A 21,957-nucleotide genomic window follows, 5' to 3' on the forward strand; every position below is an offset into this window, starting at 1 on the left:
CTATAATATCGGCATTAACTTTTCAGTGGAGGAAAAAATGACGCGACATAAAACATTCCGCCTCGTGGTGGATGCGTTATTAATGGCAATTGTCTTGCTGCAAAATATTTTACCGTTTCTCGGGTACATTCCGTTGGGACCATTTAGCATGACCTTAATTGGGTTGACCGTGATTGTGGCCGGAACGGCTATGGGCCCCAAGGATGGGATGCTCATCGGGGGCTTTTGGGGGTTGATTACCTTCGTTCGGGCCTTTACCTGGCCATCGAGTCCAGTCGCTCCGTTAGTCTTTACAAACCCGTTAGTTTCAGTGGTCCCCCGCTTATTGATGGGGTTGGGCGCTGGCCTGGTCTATCTATGGGGCCGCAATCGTCAGTGGTCAATGCGCCGTTCGATGAGCGTTGCAGCGGGGGTGGCCGCATTAATCAATACGATTTTGGTGCTGGGTTTGGTCTTTTTCTTCTATCAAACACCAGCTGTGGCGACCGCCTTTGGTGCAAAGGGAAATCAGACATTAGGGTATGTCCTCATGATTTCGTTGGTGACGAATGCCGTGCCTGAATTACTCTTAGATATTTTAGTCGCACCACTGATTGCAATTCCCTTGCGAAAACGCTGGGATCGGATCAATCATGTTGTGAGATAGGATGAGGATGCTGCGGGTAACCGTTGCATCTTTTTTTGTCGGAAGGTTTTTCAAACAAAAAAGGTCTCATCCACAAGGGATGAGACCTAACCGCTTTGGTTGTAATGCGCCCGGAGGGAATCGAACCCCCATTTCAAGAACCGGAATCTTACGTGCGATCCATTACACTACGGGCGCATAACACGCTGTGCTTTTTTGAGCACCTAACTACTATAACTGATGCTGAATATAAATTCAAGGGGTCGTTTAAATATTTTTATTTTAGTGGGCAATCTCTCCCAAATCTCCGGGAGTGTTGGCTTGCAATGTGCTAGTTAGGGCCTTATACTAATAAACGTAAAGGTTAGCTCTGGTTGGCCTGAATTTTTTTGACCGGGGTGGGCGCTTATCTGCCACCGCTGGTCGTTAATCGTCCCACTAGGAGGTAGTTGGCATGCGTGAAGATTGGCAGTGGGTAGAAGCAATTATGCCCCAGATGGTTACGAAATTAACCAGCCGGTTTCGCGTCCTACAGGGGATTGCGAACACGCAACCAGTTGGTCGCCGGACATTGGCGACTAATCTCGACTGTTCCGAGCGGACGATTCGCACAACGACGGATGCTTTGGCGGAGCTAGGCTTTGTCCGGATGTCGGTTAAGGGGATGCAGGTGACCAGTGCTGGCCAGCAACTTTTGCGGGGCCTGGCGCCGGTGATGAACGATTTATCCGGTTGGCAGGAGCGTGAACAGGCGTTGGCAGCCAAGCTGCACATTGCACATTGTACGATTGTACCGGGAGACAGTACCGCACCAACAGGGTCCTTACTGGCTATGGCACAGGCCGCTCGGCAGGTCTTAACGGATCAGTTACCGCTGGGAAAAAGTACGATTGCCGTGATGGGTGGTCATACTCTAGCTACTGTGGCTTCTGTCTTGACGCCGGCACTGTCGGTTAATCGAGAGCTTTTGTTTGTGCCAGCACGGGGTGGCGTTGGCGAATCGCCAGCCATCCAGGCGAATGCCGTGAGTGCCCAGATGGCGCAACAGACGAATGGCAGTTTCCGCTCATTGTTTGTTCCTGAGCAATTAACAACGGCGACCTACAAACCGTTGTTTGCGGAGCCGGCCATTCACGAAGTCCTCCAGCTCATTGCCCAGAGTAACGTTGTGATTCACGGCATTGGCCAGGCTTTCGTCATGGCCAAACGCCGTAAGATCTCACCTCATGTGATCGCCGATTTAACGGCGGCCCATGCTGTGGGAGAAGCCTTTGGCCATTTCTTTGATGCCGAGGGCCACGTGGTCAGTAAATTCCCCCGCATTGGGGTGGAAATTGCTGACTTAGCCGCTAAAGAATTAGTAGTTGCCGTTGCCGGTGGTGCCGAAAAAGGGGCTGCCATTGCGGCCTACATGCATTTAGCGCCAGCTTCGACTTGGTTAATAACCGATGAAGGAGCTGCTGACTTTGTTTTAAAAAAGTGATACACTTAACACGTACTGCTTTTTAAAAAAATTATTCTTTATTTGCTTCCTGAAGGAGGAAATCACAGTATGACTGTAAAGATTGGTATTAATGGTTTCGGACGTATCGGCCGTTTGGCTTTCAAGCGGATTCACGAACTCCACTCAAGTGACATCGAAGTTGTTGCCATCAACGATTTGACGACACCTTCAATGTTAGCTTACTTGTTGAAGTATGACTCAACTCATGGCCGTTTCCCTGGTGAAGTTTCATCAACGGACAAAGGTATCGTGGTTGACGGTAAGGAATACCCTGTATACGCTGAACCAAAGGCTCAAGACATTCCTTGGGTTAAGAACGACGGTGTTGACTTCGTCCTCGAATGTACCGGTTTCTACACTTCCGAAGAAAAGTCACAAGCTCACCTTGACGCTGGTGTTAAGCGTGTTCTGATCTCTGCTCCAGCCGGTGCTGTTACGACTGTTGTTCCTGGTGTTAACTTGGACGTATTGAGCAAAGACGACGTTATCGTTTCTGCTGGTTCTTGCACGACCAACTGCTTGGCCCCAATGGCATACTTCTTAAACGAAGAATTTGGCATCAAGGCCGGGACTATGACGACTATCCACGCCTTCACTTCTACTCAAATGATCTTGGATGGCCCTCGTGGCAAGAAGATGCGTAACAACCGTACCGCAAGCATCAACACCATTCCTCACTCAACTGGTGCTGCTAAGGCTATCGGTTTAGTAATCCCTGACTTAAAGGGTAAGTTACAAGGCCATGCACAACGTGTTGGTGTTGTTGATGGTTCTTTGACTGAATTAGTAACTGTTCTGGACAAGAAGGTTACTGCTGACGAAATCAACGAAGCAATCAAGAAGCACACTGAAGGCAACGATGCTTTCGGTTACAACGCTGATGAAATTGTTTCAACTGATATCATCGACGACGATCATGGTTCCGTATTTGACCCAACTCAAACGGAAGTTACGACTGCCGGTGACACCCAATTAGTTAAGACCGTTGCTTGGTACGATAACGAATGGGGCTTCACTTGCAACATGGTTCGTACCTTATTGCACTTCGCTACGCTTTAATCAGCTAGCGGCGCAAGTCGGTTAAATTTAAATATTTAATGAATCAAACGCGGCGGAGGAGGGAATTCTCCGACGCGTTTTTCATTAGTCTTAAAAAAATGCACAAGTCCTTTGAAATATGAAGGTAAGTGCTGTATATTGTGAAAGTAATCTTTTATTTTGATAAGCAATCAAGGAGGGTTTTCTAAATTGGCTAAATTAACAGTTTCTGATTTAGACTTAAAGGGCAAAAAAGTCCTAATGCGTGTCGACTTCAACGTCCCAATTAAAGACGGTGTTATTGGTAACGATAACCGGATCGTCGCAGCTTTACCAACGATCAAGTATGTCAGTGAACACGGTGGCAAGGCCATCCTCTTATCCCACTTAGGTCGGATCAAGAAGGAAGATGACAAGCCAGGTTTGTCCATGCGTCCAGTTGCAGAACGCCTGTCAAACTTGTTAAACAAGCCAGTTACCTTCGTCCCAACGACTGAAGGTTCACAACTTGAAGATGCCATTGATGGTTTGAGCGACGGTGATGTTTTAGTTATGGAAAACACCCGTTACGAAGACGTTAAGAACGGCGAATACGTTAAGCGCGAATCCGGTAACGACCCTGAATTGGGCAAGTACTGGGCTTCATTAGGTGACGTTTTCGTCAACGATGCATTCGGTACGGCTCACCGTTCCCATGCTTCTAACGTTGGTATTGCTTCTAACATGGGTCAAACCGCTGCTGGTTTCTTGATGGAAAAGGAAATCAAGTTCATCGGTGGTGCCGTTGATAACCCAGAACACCCATTTGTTGCCATCTTGGGTGGTGCTAAGGTTTCCGACAAGATCGGTGTGATCGACAACTTGTTGGCTAAGGCTGACAAGATTCTTATCGGTGGTGGGATGACTTACACGTTCTACGCTGCTAAGGGTATGAAGATCGGGAACTCCTTAGTTGAAAAGGATAAGATCGACTTAGCTAAGGAAATCTTAGACAAGGCCGGCGACAAGTTGGTTCTGCCTACGGATTCCGTAGTTGCTGAAAAGTTTGATAACGATGCCGCTCATAAGACGGTTGACGGCGATATTCCTGATGGCTACATGGCCTTGGATATCGGACCTAAGTCCGTTGCTGAATTCGAAGATGTTTTGAAGTCAGCTAAGACGGTTGTTTGGAACGGCCCAATGGGTGTCTTCGAAATGAGTAATTATGCAGAAGGTACCTTGGAAATCGGTAAGTTCTTAGGGACTTTGACTGAAGCCAAGACCATCGTTGGTGGTGGGGATTCCACTGCTGCCGTTCAACAACTCGGTGTTGCTGACAAGTTGTCCCACATCTCCACTGGTGGTGGCGCTTCTCTGGAATACCTTGAAGGTAAGACGTTACCAGGAATTGCTGCAATTTCTGACAAGTAAATTTATAAAGAGCTGTGGTGCCAGTCATCATGGCTTTTTATTGTGACGGTCGCTGATCATGGAGACGCTTCACTGGCTAATTGTCGGTGAGTTCGGTAAGATGATGGGCGTAGTCAATTTATTTTGAGAAAGGGTGGATTAGGTTGCGGATACCCCTGATTGCAGGTAACTGGAAAATGAATAAGTCGGTCGCAGAAGCGCGCAGTTTCATTGAAGCTGTTCAGGGTAAGCTACCGGCTGCTGATACCGTGGAAACGGCAATTGCCGCCCCAGCATTGTTCTTACAGACGATGTTGGATGCGAACCAAGATAATATCTTGCGGATTGCTGCGGAAACGTGTTACTACGAAGACGAGGGGGCCTATACGGGTGAAACCAGCCCCAAGGCCTTACATGAGATGGGCATCCCCTACACCATCGTGGGGCATTCTGAACGGCGTCGGTACTTTAACGAAACGGATGATGTGATTAACCGCAAAGTACTCGCTGTTCTACGCAACGGCATGACCCCCATCGTGTGTTGTGACGAAACCATGGGTCGTCGGGAGTCCGGCGAAAAAATCCATTGGGTCGTTAACCAAGTCTCCGCTGCTCTGAAAGGAGTCAGCATTGAAGATGCCGCTAAGATTGTCATTGCCTATGAGCCTAGTTGGGCCATCGGAAGTGGGAACTCGGCATCATCGGACCAGGCGGAAGAGGGTTGTTACCTGATTCGCCAAACCTTGGCCGACATCTATTCGGATGAAATGGCCAACGGGGTTCGCGTTTTATATGGTGGGAGTGTCAAACCAGATAACATTGCTGGTTTAATGCAGCGAGACAACGTAGATGGTGTGTTAGCCGGGGGTTCGAGCCTCGACGAACAGTCATTTATTCAACTCGCAAACTACCAAAATTTGTAAAACGGTAAAATTGTGATTGAAAGTTCAAAGTTAAACTTATAGAATAATACATGGGATGGTTGTCTTGTTCCCGTGAAGCCAAACTTTCATAAGGAGAGAATACAAAAAATGTCTATTATTTCTGATATTTACGCACGCGAAGTCTTAGATTCTCGTGGTAACCCAACTGTTGAAGTTGAACTCTACACCGAAGCCGGTGCTATGGGCCGGGGGATCGTTCCTTCTGGTGCCTCAACTGGTGAACACGAAGCCGTTGAACTTCGTGATGGCGACAAGAGTCGTTTCATGGGTAAGGGTGTTACCAAGGCTGTTGACAACGTTAACAACCTGATCGCCAAGGAAATCGTTGGTTACGATGTTACCGACCAACGTGCTATCGACCAAGCAATGATCGACTTGGATGGTACGCCAAACAAGGGTAAGTTAGGTGCTAACGCCATTTTAGGTGTTTCCTTAGCTGCTGCCCGTGCTGCTGCTGACGAATTAGGCCAACCTCTGTACAACTACTTAGGCGGCTTCAATGGTCACGTATTGCCTACGCCAATGATGAACGTTATCAACGGTGGGAAGCATGCCAACAACAAGGTTGATTTCCAAGAATTCATGATCATGCCTGTTGGTGCCAAGAGTGTCAAGGAAGCTATCCGGATGGGTTCCGAAACGTTCCACAACTTGAAGAACTTGTTGAACGAAAAGGGCTACTCTACTGCCGTTGGTGACGAAGGTGGATTTGCACCTGACTTGAAGAACAACGAAGAACCATTCGAAATCTTAGTTGAAGCTATCAAGAACGCCGGCTACGTACCTGGTAAGGACGTTGCTATCGCCTTTGACTGTGCCTCATCAGAATTCTACAATGCTGACACCAAGAAGTACGAACTTAAGGGTGACGGCAAGGAATACACTGCTGAAGAATTCGTTACCTTACTTGAAGGTATCGTTGACAAGTACCCAGTTGTTTCCATCGAAGATCCTTTGGATGAAAACGAATGGGAAGACTGGCAAATGGCTACGAAGCGCTTAGGCAAGAAGGTCCAAATCGTGGGTGACGACTTGTTCGTTACGAACACGGACTACTTGGCTAAGGGTATCAAGATGGGTGTTGGTAACTCTATCCTGATCAAGCTGAACCAAATCGGGACTTTGACTGAAACTGTTGAAGCCGTTGAAATGGCTAAGCAAGCTGGTTACACGGCCGTTATCTCTCACCGTTCTGGTGAAACTGAAGACACGACTATCGCCGACTTAGTTGTTGCTTTGAACGCTGGTCAAATCAAGACTGGTTCTATGAGCCGTGGCGAACGGATCGCTAAGTACAACCAATTAATGCGGATCGAAGACCAATTAGGTAAGACTTCCGAATACAAGGGGATTCACTCCTTCTACAACTTGGATGAAGATGCGCGTTTGGCCATCATCAACAAGTAATTCAAAAAGTTAAATCAGAAAGTGGTATTTACTCATTTAGTGGGTAGATACCACTTTTTTTGATTTCCGCCAAATATTCGGCGACTTTTTACGGAGTTAAAGAGTATAAGGGGGCATTTGATGATGAAGACTAAATGGCAACACGGTGCTATGCTGAGTTTGTTTGTGAGTGGCTTATTGCTTGGTAGTGGCGGGATTGTGGGACTGGCAGATGATAAGTCGTCGCCCTATGATTTGAAGATTCAATACTATATTGAGGCAGTAGATGAAGGGACGATGCGTCAAGTTGAACGTCCTTATAAACTAGAGACCCGCAGAGTTATCCCTGGTGAATCTCTGCCAGGAAATGCTGAGTTGGGAGCTTTCTTATCCAGTAAGAGGTTCAATGTGAAGGCACCAGCAGCATCGTCAGAAATTTTAAGGTGGACCTATACTGGTGCCAGACGGCCTGCGAATATTAGTTTGAAATACATCAACAAACAAAATAAGGAAGTCGTCGCTAGTCGAATGACAGGTGAAACTGTCACGGTTGGTGGCAGACTAAATATTAATGCGCCCACAGGGTATAAATTGACGAATGCCGATGATGTGAACCGAATTGTGAAATTAGAAAATGAGAAGTGGGAAATATTGGTGGAGTCGTTGTCGGAACAAACAACTGAGGTACCTACGTCTGAAGAAGCGGGGAAGCCGCAGGGACAACCCAAGCCAAGTGAAAAGCCCGACTCTGATAAAAATCCGCAGTTGCCGACAGATCCTAATTTAGGACAATCGGTGATCCCGTCTAAGCCGGTGCTCCCAGTTCCCCCCGTCGTGCCAACTTCCCCAGTCTCCAAGCCGACCTTTCCCATCACGCATCCCGAGTTGGTGGTGCCTGTGGCGCCAGACCCGATTGACGTGTATCCTCCCGTCACGGTGCCGAAACCCCAGGTCATCTACACGCCTGAAGGTCCAATTAATAGCACGGATTTGGCACACGTCTCAGAAATGGCTGAGCATCCGGTGACGGCCATCGATGGGGGCTCAGCGTCTACGGTACTAAAAGAACCAACGAAGACGTCTAAGGAGCATTCAGCGCCCGTGAAAGGGCAAAGCGTTAGCGTCCACACCCCGCGGTTATTAACGACAGGCGCACAGCGACAATTACCCCAAACAAGTGAACAAACGACAAACAGGGGTCTATTAGGATTGGCAGCGCTCGCAGGATTGGGGATTATTTCGTTCCGTCGTTTTCGTCACTAATCACGGTTAAAACTGTGATAGACTAGTGTCTGGACGAAAAAAAGACGGAGGAATCAACTGATGAAAGACAAACGACAAGTGCAACCAGATCTGACACGACTAAGGGCCATCTTCTTTGGGGCCCTAGTGGGGCTATTTGCTGGAGCCGTTGTCAGTGTCTTTCGCCTCTTAATTGAGCACCTGTTAATCTTGGTGCAGGGTGTTTACGGCTGGCTAGGACAGCATCCCTGGTGGTTGGTTCCGTGGGCTTTACTGATGGTTGGTATTGCCATTCTCATTGGACACTGGGTCAAGCAGACCCCCATGATTAAGGGGTCTGGAATCCCGCAAATCGAAGGGCAACTGGCTGGTGAGCTGGATTATGCCTGGTGGCCGGTCCTTTGGAAGAAGTTTGTCAGTGGTGTTTTAGGTATTGGTTCGGGACTCTTTTTAGGGCGGGAAGGACCCTCTATTCAGTTGGGCGGAACCGTTGCTCAAGGGATTGCCTACCGTTTAGGTTTTACGGGAACACAACGCCGGTTAGTGATTGCCGGTGGTGCGGCGGCAGGGCTGTCAGCGGCCTTCAACGCGCCCATCGCATCAACGCTGTTTATTTTGGAAGAGGTTTATCACAGTTTCTCAACGTTAGTTTGGCTAACGGCCTTGACTAGCGCGGTCGTCGCCAATTTTGTTTCCAATGGCATCTTTGGCTTGACGCCCGTGTTACATATTAATTATCACCAGGCCCTGCCCTTGAAGTATTACGGCTTGTTACTCATCTTGGGCGTTGGCCTGGGACTGCTGGGGTATGGCTACCAATGGGTGACGCTACACGTTGGCGGCTGGTACGCCCAGTTAAAATGGTTGCCGCAACATCTCAATGGCATCGTGCCTTTCTTGGTCGTCATTCCAATTGGCTTGTTATGGCCACTTACGCTGGGCGGTGGTAACCAGATGATCGTGACCTTTGCTAAGGATACCCCGCTACTATTACCGTTGATTGGATATTTTATTCTACGCTTCTGCTTCTCAACGGTGAGCTATGGTTCGGGCTTACCCGGGGGGATCTTTTTACCCATTCTAACGTTAGGAGCGTTACTGGGGGCGATTGTGGCGCGGGCCTTTGTGTTAGTAGGGTGGTTACCCACCATCTTTGTGGCCAACTTTATCATCTACGCGATGGCGGGGTATTTCGCGGGCATCTCGAAGGCCCCCTTCACCGCGATTCTGCTGATTACGGAAATGGTCGGGACGCTGCATCACCTGATGCCTTTGGCCGTGGTTGCCATCGTGGCTTATATTACGGTGGACATTCTGGGCGGGGCGCCAATCTACGAGGCCATGTTACGCCAGCTGGTGAAGCCGGCTGAGGCTAATCGTGATGGCGTGGCCGATCGCGTGGAGTATGCGGTCGGTGAGAACTCCGGTTTTGACAGTCAACAGGTGCGTGACCTGACCTGGCCGGATGGTTCACTGTTGGTTGCTGTTCGACGGGGCGAACGGGAAGTCATTCCGAATGGTGATACGATTATTAAATCGGGCGATACCTTAATTCTTTTCACCTATCGGCACAACCGGGCTTACGTCCGTCAGCAGTTGGCGCAATTGAATAATTCTCCCCATCGCTTGCTGGATTAAGTGAGCGCGGGACTGGTAAAACCGGCCCGACTATGATAAATTAGGAAGAGTATAGTTAGACCTATTAGACCTATTCGATAGGTAGGAGGCAAATTTGTGTATAATTTTTTAATGACTTGTATTTTAATTGTCAGTGTGTTGATCATTATTGCGGTAATGATGCAACCTGCTAAGACCAATGATGCGTTGTCCGCTTTATCCGGTGGTGCTGATGACTTATTCGCTAAGTCTAAGCCACGTGGTTTTGAAGCTTTCATGCAAAAGGTCACGGTCGTCTTAGGGGCCCTCTTCTTTGGACTGGCACTGGCTTTAGTTTATCTATCTTCACACTAGAGATTTGAGCCGCCTGTTTGTGTCTTGCTACAGGGGGCTTTTTTACAGCTAGTGATGGGCTGAGAACCAGCCTAGGGGGAGTTCCCCCCAAATCGTGAGGACTCACGAAGTTCACGGAGACTATCTCAGCAATAGCGGAAAGTGGTGGTTTTACATGATTCGAAAACCAACCCAGCTCTTCTTTGAGCAGGGACCTCACGCAGTTATTCTGCTGCACGCCTATTCGGGTAGTTCTAACGATATGCGCTTGCTAGCTCGCCGGCTAGAAAGCGAAAATTACACGGTGCTTGCGCCCATTTTTACGGGGCATGCAACGGGTGATCCCGCCGATATTTTACGCGAGGGATCACCACAGAAATGGTGGCAAGACACACGTGATGCCATTGCGTCGTTACGGCGACGCGGGTATCAACAGATTGCCATCTTTGGTTTGTCGCTCGGTGGGCTATTTGCCACCCGAGCGTTGCAGGCAGATCCCCGGCTGGTGGGGGGCGGAACGATCGCGTCACCCGTGGTTTTTCGCGGGCAGACCCACGTTCCGGAGGCATTTATTCAAATGGCGCGGACGACTTACCAGCAGCAAAAGCTAGATGCGCCGGAAGTGGCTAATCGCATGGCTTGGATTCAGGAACACCTGCCAGCACAGCTGACGGCGATTCAGGCTTTTACGGATACCACAGCAACCCATTTGGATCAGGTTAAGCAACCCGTCTTCATCGCCCAGGGGGATGCCGATCAGATGATCGACCCCCGCTCAGGTCAATGGTTGGCGGATGCTTATCCCAGCAAACAAGTAGATTTTCATGAGTACGCCGGAGCTGGTCACGTGTTAACGGTCAACTCGGCGCACCATGCCTTAGAGACGGATATATTGACGTATTTACACACAATCTTTTAAAAATAACGAGGAATCGATAGTGCAAGATAATTTAAAGAGTGATTTAACAGCGTTCTTCCGGGCACACTCGGACCAGAACTACACAGTAGAAGATATTTCAGATGCCCTGCATTACCACGGCTCAGCAGCTTTTAAGCTGATCGTGCAAGAGCTGGCGCAACTGGAACGGGACGGCCTCGTTCAAGTGACTGAACACGGCCATTTTCAGCTTGATCCAAGCCAACGGACATTGACCGGGATTTTTCACGGCAATGACAAGGGCTTTGGGTTCGTGGCTTACGACGAAAACAAGATTGAACCAGATGCCTACATTGCACCTAACAACACGTTACGTGCGTTGAATGGTGACACGGTCAAGATTGAAATCGTTCGTGCCGGCGACCCCCGGAGCGGTAAAGGTCCCGAAGGTAAAGTCACGGAAATTGTGGAACATCACTACGAACAAGTCGTGGGTGAATTCATGCAGACCGATGACGATGCTGGCTATTTAGGCCAAGTTCGTCTGACGGATAAGAAGGTCATGAAGTACAAGTTCTACGTTACCAACGTTGGCTTAAACCCAACGCCAGGTGAAGTGGTAACCGCCGAAATTACGGAATACCCTAACGATGCGCATCCAGATGCCATGGTGGGGATTGCCAAGCAAGTCATCGGGAGTGTGGATGATCCAGGAATTGACATCTTACAGATTGTCTACCAACACAACATCCCATCCGAGTTCCCTGAAGAAGTGATGCAGGCTGCCGATGAGATTCCAGATCACGTGCTTCCTGAAGAAACTAAGGGCCGTGAAGATATTACGGATCAAGATTTGGTGACCATTGATGGCGAGTCTTCCAAAGACTTGGATGATGCCGTAACGGTTTGGAAACTAGACAATGGGAACTACCATTTAGGGGTGCACATTGCTGACGTTTCCCACTACGTTCAAGAAGATTCTATCTTGGACAAGGAAGCCTACAAGCGGGGAACCAGTGTTTACTTGACCGATCGGGTTATTCCAATGTTGCCACGGCGTTTGTCCAACGGGATTTGTTCTCTAAACGAGGGCGAATTACGGTTGTGCATGAGCTGTGACATGGAAATTGATCCAGATGGTCACGTGGTTAAGCACCGAATTCACCCATCCGTGATGCGTTCTAAGGCCCGGATGACTTACACGGCCGTTAACCAAATTCTGGAAGCACACGATCCCGTAACCATGGACCGTTACAAGGAACTCGTCCCAATGTTTGAACAAATGGGCGAATTGCACAAGATTTTGGTTAAGCAACGCAAGCGTCGTGGTGCCATTGATTTTGATGACCGCGAAGCAGAAATCATTGTGGATGACAAGGGCCATGCCATTGACGTTAAGTTACGGACACGGGGGATGGCTGAACGGATGATCGAATCCTTCATGCTGGCTGCCAACGAAACGGTTGCGGAACACTACTTCCGTGCGAAGGCACCATTCCTGTACCGGGTCCACGAAACGCCAGATGGCGATCGGGTTCGGAGTTTCTTCGAATTCTTAACGGCCTTTGGGATCAACGTTAAGGGTGATCCGAACCACTTACGGCCAAAGATGTTGCAAGGTATTCTGAAGCAAGTAGCTGGTAAGCCTGAAGAAGCGATGGTTTCCGTGATGATGTTACGGAGCTTGAAGCAAGCCCGTTACGCCGATCAGTCCCTGGGTCACTTTGGGTTGGGTGCGGAATTCTACACCCACTTCACGTCCCCAATTCGGCGGTACCCAGATACCATGGTTCACCGGATGATCCACTATTACGAGGACCATGGGATCAATGATGCCAGCAAGGAAAAATTTGCCCCAATCTTGGAAGAGATCGGTGTGCACACGTCCGAAGCAGAACGGCGGGCCATTGATGCTGAACGTGATACCAACGACATGAAGATGGCTGAATACATGGCTGATCATGTTGGCGAAGAATTCGATGCCGTGGTTAGCTCCGTCATGAAGTTTGGGATGTTCGTGGAACTGCCAAACACCATCGAAGGGTTAATTCACATCAGTCGGATGCAAGATGACTACTACGAATACGTCGAGAAGTACCTGGCCTTAGTTGGTCGGAACACGCGGCGGACGTACAAGATTGGCCAAGCCATTCGGGTCAAGGTCATCCACGTTGACAAGGAACAAAGTGAAATCGACTTCGAGTTACTGAACCCAGAAGATGCCCCCGTCAGTGATCTCTTGCCAAAGAGAGAGCACCGTTCTCGTGGTAGCCGTAATGGTAGCAGCAACTTCCATGGTCGCAACAACAATCATAATAACAACAGTAATGGGAACCAGCATGGTGGTAACCGCAATGGTAATCACCGTAATGGTAACCAACGATCAACCAATCAACACGGTAACGGCAACAATCACCGGAGTAATAACAATGGTGGTCAACACCGTAATTCACAGGGTGATCGGCACTAAGCGAGGTGACAGCACTTGGCTAAACAAAAGTCGAAGAAGACGCCGGATAACGTGCTTGCGCAAAACCGCAAAGCCCGTCACGATTATTTTGTGACGGAAACGGTGGAAGCGGGGCTCGTGCTTACCGGAACCGAGATTAAATCGATCCGGGAACGGCGCATCAATTTGCAAGATGGTTTTGCCCAGATTCGGAACAGTGAAGCTTGGCTGATGAACGTGCACATCAATGAGTACGTTCAGGGGAATCGCTTCAACCACGATCCACTGCGAAATCGGAAACTGTTATTGCATAAAAAGCAGATTCACCGGCTCGGACTGGCAGCACAGGACAAAGGGGTTACCCTAGTGCCACTCAAGGTCTACCTGAAGCATGGTTTTGCGAAGGTTCTCATTGGGGTTGCCCACGGGAAACGGGAATTTGATAAGCGAGAAACCATTAAACGACGCGAACAGGACCGGCAGATTGCCCGGGTCATGAAGCGGTATTAATGTGAAGGGGGTCACCTGAACGGGTAACGGTTCGGGTGACCTTTTTCTGTGTTGACGGACAGGTCGGTTTCCTCAGAGCGAAATCCTCAAAATCCGAAAGATTGTAAAGGGCGCTGAACTAACGGCAGGCGTGAGCTAGTTCGCCGAAAAAGCGGTCTTATGAATTTGCCGATAAAGGCTTCAGAACACGGTTCTGGAGCTTTTTTAGTGTCATATTTTTGAAAAATGCGTGACACGAGCAAAATCGTTGGTGAAACTAGTTGTGGATGCTATCCTGTAATAGCTGAAACTAGATCCGACAATCGGGGCGATTCTTGAGAAAAAATGACCAAGGAGGAGAAACTATGAAACGACTGGCAATTGGGCTGTTGACGGTATTTTTAGTTGGGGTCGGTCAGCCCTTGTTCACCATGACGGGGGTGGTGGCAAAAGCCCAAGTTACGGCAACGGCCAGTAACACAAAAAGGGCGGTTAGTAATGAAAACGATGCCATTATCACGAAGGGAAAATTTGGTACCGTTGATTTTTATCTCACGGCTGCGGGGGACTTGCACCTGGGGCCAGGTCGCTTTCCTGATCACGTGAGCACACCAGATGATTTGGGACGCGGTCAGCTGATTAGTGCCGTTACCAAGGCTTATTTTAATCGGCCTAATATTACATTGAATAATTTGCAGACGGTTACAAAATTGGTTACCCGTGTTATTTTGGATGGTCCCATTCAAGCGGCAGTTAACGCGAGTCATACTTTTTCGCGACTAAATGCGGTTACGACGTACGTGAATCTGGATCAGCTGGATACCAGTCAGACGGAAAATATGGCTGCCATGTTTTCCGAAAACGCATACGTGACGCAGCTAGATGTTTCTCATTTTGATACGCGTCGCGTGACAGACATGAATATCATGTTTTCCTCGATGAAGCGGGTACTGGAACTGGACGTCTCGCACTTTAACATGGACAACGTGAAGAATGTAAATAGTATGTTTTCCGGAACAGCGGCGTTAAAACAAATCGATTTTTCAAGAGGGACTTTTGCGGTCACGGAACAGGCGAGTCAGATGATTGCTAAATCAGGGGTCGAGCGACTAAATCTGCCACTTTTTGAGGCACCAGGGAAAAGCAACAATATGCTCTATGCAGCTGACAGCCTGTCGCAGTTGACGTTAGGGCCCAAGGCACAACAGGAAAAAGTTTATAGTCTGAAAAACGCACCCAAAAATGCACAATACACGGGGGTGTGGCAAATTGTGGGGACGGGAACCGTGGACAATCCCTTAGGGGAAAAATTTAGCACAGGATCTGAAATCGGAAAGATTGATCCCGACCGAGAGATTACCCAAGCAGAAACCTATGTCTGGGAGCCCGTCAATCGGATCATTCCCCCGGTAACCCCACCACCCGTGACGACTGCGCAGCCCGTGACGGTGCGTTATTTGGATGAGCGGTCACAACCATTGGCACCAGCTCATCGGCTAACTGGCGAGTTAGGTACGGCCTATCGTGCGTCCGCCATGGCATTTTCTGGTTATCGCTTAGCTAAGACCAGTGGACAGGTCGCGGGAACCTTCACGACCGAAGCGCAACAGGTGACCTTCCACTACGAACCGGATCTGGTCACTGGGGGAGATGGTGATGGGATTGCACCAATCTCAACCGTCGTTTATGCGACGAAAAAGGTCGGTTTATATCGGCATAAAGATTTTTCCGCCAAGACCCGTCAGCATTGGTATGCCAAACAAAAGCGGACGAACCGTCCCATGTTTGTAGTCACAGGCTTCGCCACCTCCAAGAACGGACACCTGCGCTACCGCGTGCGCGATGTCAATCATCGGTCCAAAACGGCCGGCAAGGTGGGGTATTTGACGGCTAACCGAAGCTATGTGCAGTCGGTCTATTACGCGACCAAACAGTCGCGTATTCGCGTCCTCAATCCCAAGGGAGTTAATAGTTACCGGCAAGTAGCCCTTAAAGGAAAACAACGGCACTATCGACAAGGCACCACTTTACGAATTAAAAAAATTGTTAAGTATCGTAAGACCACGCGCTTCGTCCTCACTACGGGTGACTATGTAACAGCTAATAAAAAGCTCGTGATTATTGCACAATAATTTTGATTTGGGGCTGCCAGTGATGGCAGCTTTTTTTATGGAATGCCACTATTCGGGATAAGAACGGCAAAGACGGTGATGCGTCTGAAACGCGGCCCAATGCCATCTAATGAATTTTCTTCACAAACAAAAATAGCAAGAGCTAATCATTTAAATAACATGGTTATCGTGTTATCATATGATTGATAGAATGGTTGAAACAATAAACGATTCACTATCAACTCAGAAGAAATAGGCTTCCCTATTTAGCAGAGAGGAGGAACTGTCATGAAAAAGTCAGTGAGTTTATTATTAGTTGTTCTAACGTTAGGTGCCGCACAGCCATTAAGTGGACTGGTCGGTGCTACTGGGATACAGCCACAGTCAGTCGCCCATGCGGCTACGGTAAAGGCGACGCCGGCTACCGGTCAGTATGGGAGTGTGACGTGGCAGTTGACTGCCGATGGCACCCTCCACTTGGGCGCAGGTCAGCTTGGTGAGCCAGATAACCTGCTTGCCAATACGGGACAACTGGCCACTCAAATTGTCCTGGCACAGGGTGGAACGCCAACTTCCGCAACGACCCAAGCTGCGGCTGATCAGGTGACGAGTGTTGTTTTGGATGGTTCCGTGACGGCGCCGCAAAACGCAACGGGGTTGTTTGCCCAGTTGCGCAATGTGACGAGTTACAAGAACCTTTCCCAACTTGATACCAGTCAAACGACCAACATGAGTGGCATGTTCATGACCAACAATTTTGATAGTCAAATTACGTCGCTCGATGTCAGTCATTTTAACACGGCCAAGGTGACCAAGATGGACTGGATGTTCTATGGTCTGCCAACCCTTAGCCAGTTGGACGTGAGTCACTTTGACACGGGAAACGTCACGAGCATGATGTCACTGTTCAACGGTGATAAGGCCTTGAAAACGGTTGACTTCGCGTCAGGAACGTTTGCTAGTCTTTCGAATGTGATGTTTGCCTTTACGAATTCTGGCATTCAAACGATCCGTTTGCCTAAGTTTGCACCGTCAGCGACTTTTTCTGGAGGGTCAATGTTTTCCGGCAATTCCAAAATATCGTCGTTAACGTTGGGACCAGCAGCCTTCTTCAAGTCATCGGCTGGTTTAACCACACCAACCGCCAATGAGACGTATACCGGAGAATGGCAGGCTGTTGGCACGGGGACCGCTGAGAATCCGTTGGGTGCTAAATTCGCCACTGGTGACGCCGTGACTGGCCAGTACAATCACACCGATAATCCAACATCGGTCGAAACCTACGTTTGGGAGCCAGTCAACCGGGTTATTGTTCCACCGGTGACGCCGCCAGATAATACGGCAGCTCCGGTTACTGTGCGTTATTGGGATGATAAACAGCAAGCACTAGCAGGTGAACGGACGTTAACGGGTCAACTAGGCGCGGCATACACGGCAGAGCAACTTAAGTTTGATGGTTATCAACTCGTCAAGACTGAGGGTGCCGCAACCGGTGTCTTCTCCAAGACCGCGCAAACGGTGACCTTCCACTACAAACCGGATCTGGCTACCGGTGGGGATGGTGCCAATGTTGTGCCGGTGAGCGGCGTTGTTTATGCCACTAAGAAAATTGGCCTGTACCGGACGAAAAACTTCTCCGATCAATCGCGGCAGTTCTACTATGCCAAGGCATCTCGGACACAGCGGCCTATGTTTGTGGTGACGGGGTATGCCACTTCGAAGAATGGTCACAAACGTTACCGCGTGCGTGATGTCAATCATCACAGCAAGACGGCCGGCAAGACGGGCTACATTACGGCCAATAAAGCCTACGTGAGTTCCGCTTATTATGCGAAGCGCCAAGCAAAGGTTAAAGTCATCAATGCACAGGGAATCAATAGTTATCGTAAGGTTGCACTGACGCATAAAGTTAAGCATTACCGTAAGGGGCAAGTTCTTAAGGTGAAGAAGATTGTGGCGTACCGTAAGACGACCCGATTTGTCCTGACTAATGGACAATATGTAACCGCCAATAAAAAATTGGTTATTGCAGAATAGACGAAAGCGAGGCCGGGACAATTGTCCCGGCCTCGTTTGGTGATTAAGGTTAATGTCGTTTTAATTGGTTTTTTTAGCGATCGGGGTGACGCTGCCAGATGGCAGTGCGTGGGGTGACCAGACCGGACGCACCGGCAAAGCAGCTCCCTGAGATTTTTTACCCCAGCGATCTAAGATTGAGGCGAGGCAAATGACGAGCGCCTCGTGGTCCGGTTGGTCAACCGTCAATTCAATGGTCCCACCGCCGGATTGGCTGACACGATCGATACTGGCAATGCTTTCGCGACCATGCGTAATGCTAAAGTGACCACTGCTAATGTTCCCCATAATGACCCAATTGAGACCACGGACGAAGAGAACTTCGCGGATCACGCCCAGAGTCTTACTGACGCGACCGACCGTTTGCCGATGATAGATCAGGCGAAACTTAGGTAAGAGCCCCAATGTTTCTTGCTTAACCTCGGCCTCTAGAGCCCCACTAATCGTGTAGACAGAGAGTACATCGGCTCTCAGTCCCCATTTACCCACGAGGAGGTAGCGCGAGTCGTTGTCGGCATCGTGAATGACTGTGGTCGCCTTAGCCGATAGGGCGGCCTGATTGAGATACAGTTTACGCATGGGAACCTCCTTTGTTTAACCGTGATAGTGAGTTGAACATGTGGTCATAAATGTAGGGTAACACCAAGTTCGGGTAGTGTTAATTAATTCGCTATCTTTGACGGCATTTAAGGCGTCAACTTGATGATTAATTTCATTCTAACATGTTTTACGGTTCACGTTCGACAATATCATTTACGGCTTGGTTATGATAGAATAAAAGCGTGAGGTGTTGGGAATGAAACCGTTTATTCATAATGATTGGTGGCCGGTTCTGGAGCCCGAGTTTGAGCAACCGTATTATCAACAATTGCGGCAATTCTTGGTCTCGGAGTATCAGAATTATGAGATCTATCCGGACATGTACCATATTTTTACCGCGTTCGAGTGGACGCCGTTTAGCCAGGTCAAAGTGGTTATCTTGGGGCAAGACCCTTATCATAATCCTGGTCAGGCCCATGGTTGTAGCTTCTCGGTTTTGCCGGGAACGCCACTGCCGCCGTCGTTACAGAATATTTATAAGGAACTTCAGGATGACCTGGGGATTCAGCCGGTGAGTCACGGCTATCTTGAGAAGTGGGCCAAACAAGGCGTCCTGCTCTTGAACTCCGTGCTGACGGTTCGTTATGGCAAGGCTTTTTCACACCAGGGCCATGGCTGGGAACGGTTGACAGATGTGGCGATTGCCAAATTATCGGAGCGACCAGAACCGGTTGTCTTCATTCTTTGGGGTGGTGCGGCGCGTTCCAAGATCAAGTTGATCGATACCAAGACCAACATTGTCTTGCAGGCGCCACATCCGAGCCCGCTGTCGGCGTACCGGGGGTTCTTTGGTTCCAAACCGTTTTCAAAGACCAACATCGCATTAACATCATTGGGTGAGACACCCATCGATTGGCAGCTGCCGGAACATGTGACCGCCGATGATGGGCCTAACACCACAACCAACCAACAAGCATAGGCACAGAATTGATTCGTGGGATATTTTATGGAGGTCATCATCTATGGAACTTTTTGATAGTCTTAAACAAAAGATCAACGGACAAAATAAAACCATTGTATTTCCAGAAGGCGCCGACGTTCGGGTCCTAGGGGCTGCCAGTCGACTAGCCGCTGATGGGCTGATTCACGCGGTTGTTTTGGGTAAACAAAGTGATATTCAGAATACCGCAACGAACAACGCGATTGACCTGGAACCCTTAACCATCTTGGACCCAACGGCGATTCCAGCCGATCAACATCAAGCCATGTTGGATGCTTTAGTTGAACGGCGGAAGGGTAAGAATACCCCAGAACAAGCCGCTAAAATGCTGGAAGATCCGAACTACATCGGAACCATGATGGTTTACATGGGTCAAGCCGATGGGATGGTTTCCGGTGCGATTCACGCCACCGGGGACACGGTGCGGCCAGCCTTACAAATTATTAAGACGAAGCCGGGTGTTCGCCGGATCAGTGGCGCCTTCATCATGCAAAAGGGCGCAGAACGCTACGTCTTTGCCGACTGTGCGATTAACATTGAATTGGATGCTGCTGGTATGGCAGAAGTGGCGGTTGAAAGTGCCCACACGGCTAAGGTCTTTGACATTGATCCTAAGGTGGCACTGCTCAGCTTCTCCACTAAAGGGTCTGCCAAGGGTGACATGGTCACTAAGGTTCAGGAGGCCACGAAGATCGCTCATGAAACGGCACCAGATTTAGCCGTCGATGGGGAACTCCAATTCGACGCTTCCTTTGTGCCGAGTGTGGCTGCACAGAAGGCACCGGACTCTACGGTTGCGGGTCATGCTAACGTCTTTGTCTTCCCAGAACTACAGTCCGGGAACATTGGTTACAAGATTGCCCAGCGCTTTGGTGGCTTCGAAGCCATCGGCCCAATCCTGCAAGGGTTGAACAAGCCAGTTTCCGACCTTTCACGGGGTTGCAATGAAGAGGACGTTTACAAGGTAGCCATTATCACGGCGGCCCAATCACTGGATTAAACAAATTGATTTTGTGCTGAATAATCACAACATAAAACTATCAAGTGCCCGGATTGCTATTTTTTAGCAGTCCGGGTATTATTTGTAATGGCGATCCTTCATCAATTTGAATGGCATCAAGAAATAAAACCTGACATTAATTTGGTTATAAAGGGGCAAGCGATAATGTTTGAAGTAACGGTCACAAGTCCAGAAGCGACGATGGCGTTAGGTCAGCGATTGGCACCGAATCTCCAACCACGAGACCTGATTTTACTCGACGGGGATCTGGGTGCTGGTAAGACCACATTTACCAAGGGATTAGCTCTTGGTCTAGGGATTACGCGCAACGTAAAAAGTCCAACCTTTACCATTATTCGAGAGTATCAGGGGGGCCGACTCCCGCTGTATCACATGGATGTTTACCGCTTGGAAGAGGGCGGCGGGGATGAACTGGGCCTTGACGAATACTTCAATGGTGATGGGGTGAATGTCGTGGAATGGTCCAAGTTTATTGCTGACGAATTGCCTCAGGATTACTTGCGGATTGTGTTCAAACGCGATGATGCGGCTGGTGAAAATCAACGGACGCTGCAATTTGAGCCACGGGGCACCCATTTTGAAAAATTAGTTCAGCAATTGGAGGACGCTTCCCATGAGTGATGACGTAGCCATTCGCCTGCCGAATGCGGCCGATGCCTCAGCTTTGTTGGCATTGCTAGAACGTTTGCAACAAGAGAGTGACACTTTTAGCTTAGCGGATGCCGACGATCCGATTAGCGCGGCACAAGAGGCAGATCAACTGGAACAAATCAAGGAAAGCCCCGCTCACCTGTTATTGGTGGCGAGTTTGGGTGACCAACTCTTGGGCGTGCTGTCGGTGGCACCCACACCACAAGGCAACGTCGGTGAACTGGGAATTGCAGTTGAAAAGAAATACTGGCACTTGGGCATCGGAACCGCGTTGGTTGATGAAGCCTTGTATTGGGCAGACACAGCCAGCAATTTACAAGCGCTGGGACTGATTGTTCAGACGCGTAATGTTCCGGCAGTCCGTCTTTATGAGAAAATGGGCTTTGTCCGGACACAGACGCCACCTGAGATGGTGACGGATGACGATGGCGAACACGTTAAAGCCGTGGAAATGGTTTATCACTTGAATTGAACGTCAAAAAGGTCCCGCTGTGCAAGCGATTCGCTGCACGGCGGGACCTTTTGGTTAATCATTGTTGTCAATCACTGAAACCCCTGATAGAACAGGGGAGAATTACTGAAATACGGGCAACATTGTGTAGAAATGCCGCCTTACCGTTCGCCAAATTTGGGCTGGAACGCGGTGGGCAGGACGGCCCGAG

The 21,957-nt window shown here is 49.2% G+C and carries 19 protein-coding genes and 1 tRNA gene; 18 read left to right on the forward strand and 2 right to left on the reverse strand.

Annotation, left to right across the window (positions count from 1 at the left end; translation table 11 throughout):
* The first annotated feature begins 37 nt into the window (after positions 1-37).
* A complete protein-coding gene (locus FD28_RS04680; protein WP_057733091.1) occupies positions 38-646 on the forward strand; it encodes an ECF transporter S component in 609 nt (202 codons plus the stop codon).
* 105 nt (positions 647-751) lie between these two features.
* On the opposite strand, the gene FD28_RS04685 is transcribed toward FD28_RS04680, so the two are convergent.
* Positions 752-823: transfer RNA gene (locus tag FD28_RS04685), tRNA-Arg, on the reverse strand.
* 256 nt (positions 824-1,079) lie between these two features.
* Between FD28_RS04685 and FD28_RS04690 the strand changes: the two genes are divergently transcribed.
* From FD28_RS04690 to FD28_RS04750, 13 genes are all read left to right on the forward strand, one after another.
* The gene (locus FD28_RS04690; protein WP_057733094.1) at positions 1,080-2,108 is read left to right on the forward strand and encodes a sugar-binding transcriptional regulator; all 1,029 of its coding nucleotides are present in this window, start codon (positions 1,080-1,082) and stop codon (positions 2,106-2,108) included.
* A gap of 69 nt (positions 2,109-2,177) precedes the next feature.
* On the forward strand, positions 2,178-3,188 hold the full coding sequence (gene gap, locus FD28_RS04695; protein WP_057733096.1) for a type I glyceraldehyde-3-phosphate dehydrogenase: 1,011 nt from the start codon (positions 2,178-2,180) through the stop codon (positions 3,186-3,188).
* 189 nt (positions 3,189-3,377) lie between these two features.
* The gene (locus tag FD28_RS04700; RefSeq protein ID WP_057733098.1) at positions 3,378-4,580 is read left to right on the forward strand and encodes a phosphoglycerate kinase; all 1,203 of its coding nucleotides are present in this window, start codon (positions 3,378-3,380) and stop codon (positions 4,578-4,580) included.
* A 143-nt stretch (positions 4,581-4,723) separates the two neighbouring features.
* A complete protein-coding gene (tpiA, locus tag FD28_RS04705; protein ID WP_057733100.1) occupies positions 4,724-5,482 on the forward strand; it encodes a triose-phosphate isomerase in 759 nt (252 codons plus the stop codon).
* A 108-nt stretch (positions 5,483-5,590) separates the two neighbouring features.
* Positions 5,591-6,910 carry a phosphopyruvate hydratase gene (gene eno / locus FD28_RS04710; protein ID WP_057733102.1) on the forward strand — a complete coding sequence of 440 codons (1,320 nt, stop codon included), beginning with the start codon at positions 5,591-5,593 and terminating at the stop codon, positions 6,908-6,910.
* Between the two features lie 120 nt (positions 6,911-7,030).
* On the forward strand, positions 7,031-8,152 hold the full coding sequence (locus FD28_RS04715) for an LPXTG cell wall anchor domain-containing protein (protein WP_057733104.1): 1,122 nt from the start codon (positions 7,031-7,033) through the stop codon (positions 8,150-8,152).
* A gap of 60 nt (positions 8,153-8,212) precedes the next feature.
* Entirely contained in the window at positions 8,213-9,769 is a 1,557-nt protein-coding gene (locus tag FD28_RS04720; RefSeq protein ID WP_057733106.1) for a ClC family H(+)/Cl(-) exchange transporter, read from the forward strand.
* A gap of 96 nt (positions 9,770-9,865) precedes the next feature.
* Positions 9,866-10,102 carry a preprotein translocase subunit SecG gene (secG, locus tag FD28_RS04725; RefSeq protein WP_057733108.1) on the forward strand — a complete coding sequence of 79 codons (237 nt, stop codon included), beginning with the start codon at positions 9,866-9,868 and terminating at the stop codon, positions 10,100-10,102.
* A 154-nt stretch (positions 10,103-10,256) separates the two neighbouring features.
* A complete protein-coding gene (locus FD28_RS04730) occupies positions 10,257-11,000 on the forward strand; it encodes an alpha/beta hydrolase (RefSeq protein WP_057733111.1) in 744 nt (247 codons plus the stop codon).
* Between the two features lie 19 nt (positions 11,001-11,019).
* A complete protein-coding gene (rnr, locus tag FD28_RS04735) occupies positions 11,020-13,428 on the forward strand; it encodes a ribonuclease R (protein ID WP_057733113.1) in 2,409 nt (802 codons plus the stop codon).
* 15 nt (positions 13,429-13,443) lie between these two features.
* Positions 13,444-13,917 (forward strand): SsrA-binding protein SmpB, encoded by a 474-nt coding sequence (smpB, locus tag FD28_RS04740; RefSeq protein WP_057733115.1) that lies wholly within the window; start codon positions 13,444-13,446, stop codon positions 13,915-13,917.
* 344 nt (positions 13,918-14,261) lie between these two features.
* Positions 14,262-16,028 (forward strand): DUF5776 domain-containing protein, encoded by a 1,767-nt coding sequence (locus tag FD28_RS04745; protein ID WP_057733117.1) that lies wholly within the window; start codon positions 14,262-14,264, stop codon positions 16,026-16,028.
* Between the two features lie 267 nt (positions 16,029-16,295).
* Positions 16,296-18,044, forward strand: coding sequence for a DUF5776 domain-containing protein (locus FD28_RS04750; protein WP_057733119.1), 1,749 nt, complete (start codon positions 16,296-16,298; stop codon positions 18,042-18,044).
* 60 nt (positions 18,045-18,104) lie between these two features.
* Here the strand turns inward: FD28_RS04750 and FD28_RS04755 are convergent, their stop codons facing one another.
* Positions 18,105-18,662, reverse strand: coding sequence for an LURP-one-related/scramblase family protein (locus FD28_RS04755; protein WP_057733121.1), 558 nt, complete (start codon positions 18,660-18,662; stop codon positions 18,105-18,107).
* Positions 18,663-18,879: 217 nt separating this feature from the next.
* Between FD28_RS04755 and FD28_RS04760 the strand changes: the two genes are divergently transcribed.
* The 4 genes from FD28_RS04760 (at position 18,880) to FD28_RS04775 (ending at position 21,767) form a co-directional block, all read left to right on the forward strand.
* The gene (locus FD28_RS04760) at positions 18,880-19,602 is read left to right on the forward strand and encodes a uracil-DNA glycosylase (RefSeq protein WP_057733124.1); all 723 of its coding nucleotides are present in this window, start codon (positions 18,880-18,882) and stop codon (positions 19,600-19,602) included.
* Positions 19,603-19,645: 43 nt separating this feature from the next.
* On the forward strand, positions 19,646-20,623 hold the full coding sequence (gene pta, locus FD28_RS04765; protein WP_057733126.1) for a phosphate acetyltransferase: 978 nt from the start codon (positions 19,646-19,648) through the stop codon (positions 20,621-20,623).
* Positions 20,624-20,788: 165 nt separating this feature from the next.
* Entirely contained in the window at positions 20,789-21,265 is a 477-nt protein-coding gene (tsaE, locus tag FD28_RS04770) for a tRNA (adenosine(37)-N6)-threonylcarbamoyltransferase complex ATPase subunit type 1 TsaE (RefSeq protein ID WP_057733128.1), read from the forward strand.
* Entirely contained in the window at positions 21,258-21,767 is a 510-nt protein-coding gene (locus FD28_RS04775) for a GNAT family N-acetyltransferase (RefSeq protein WP_057733130.1), read from the forward strand. Before tsaE ends, FD28_RS04775 begins: the two co-directional genes overlap by 8 nt.
* Positions 21,768-21,957 lie beyond the last annotated feature (190 nt).

It is taken from the genome of Levilactobacillus hammesii DSM 16381 (assembly GCF_001434395.1).
Lineage (GTDB): Bacteria > Bacillota > Bacilli > Lactobacillales > Lactobacillaceae > Levilactobacillus > Levilactobacillus hammesii.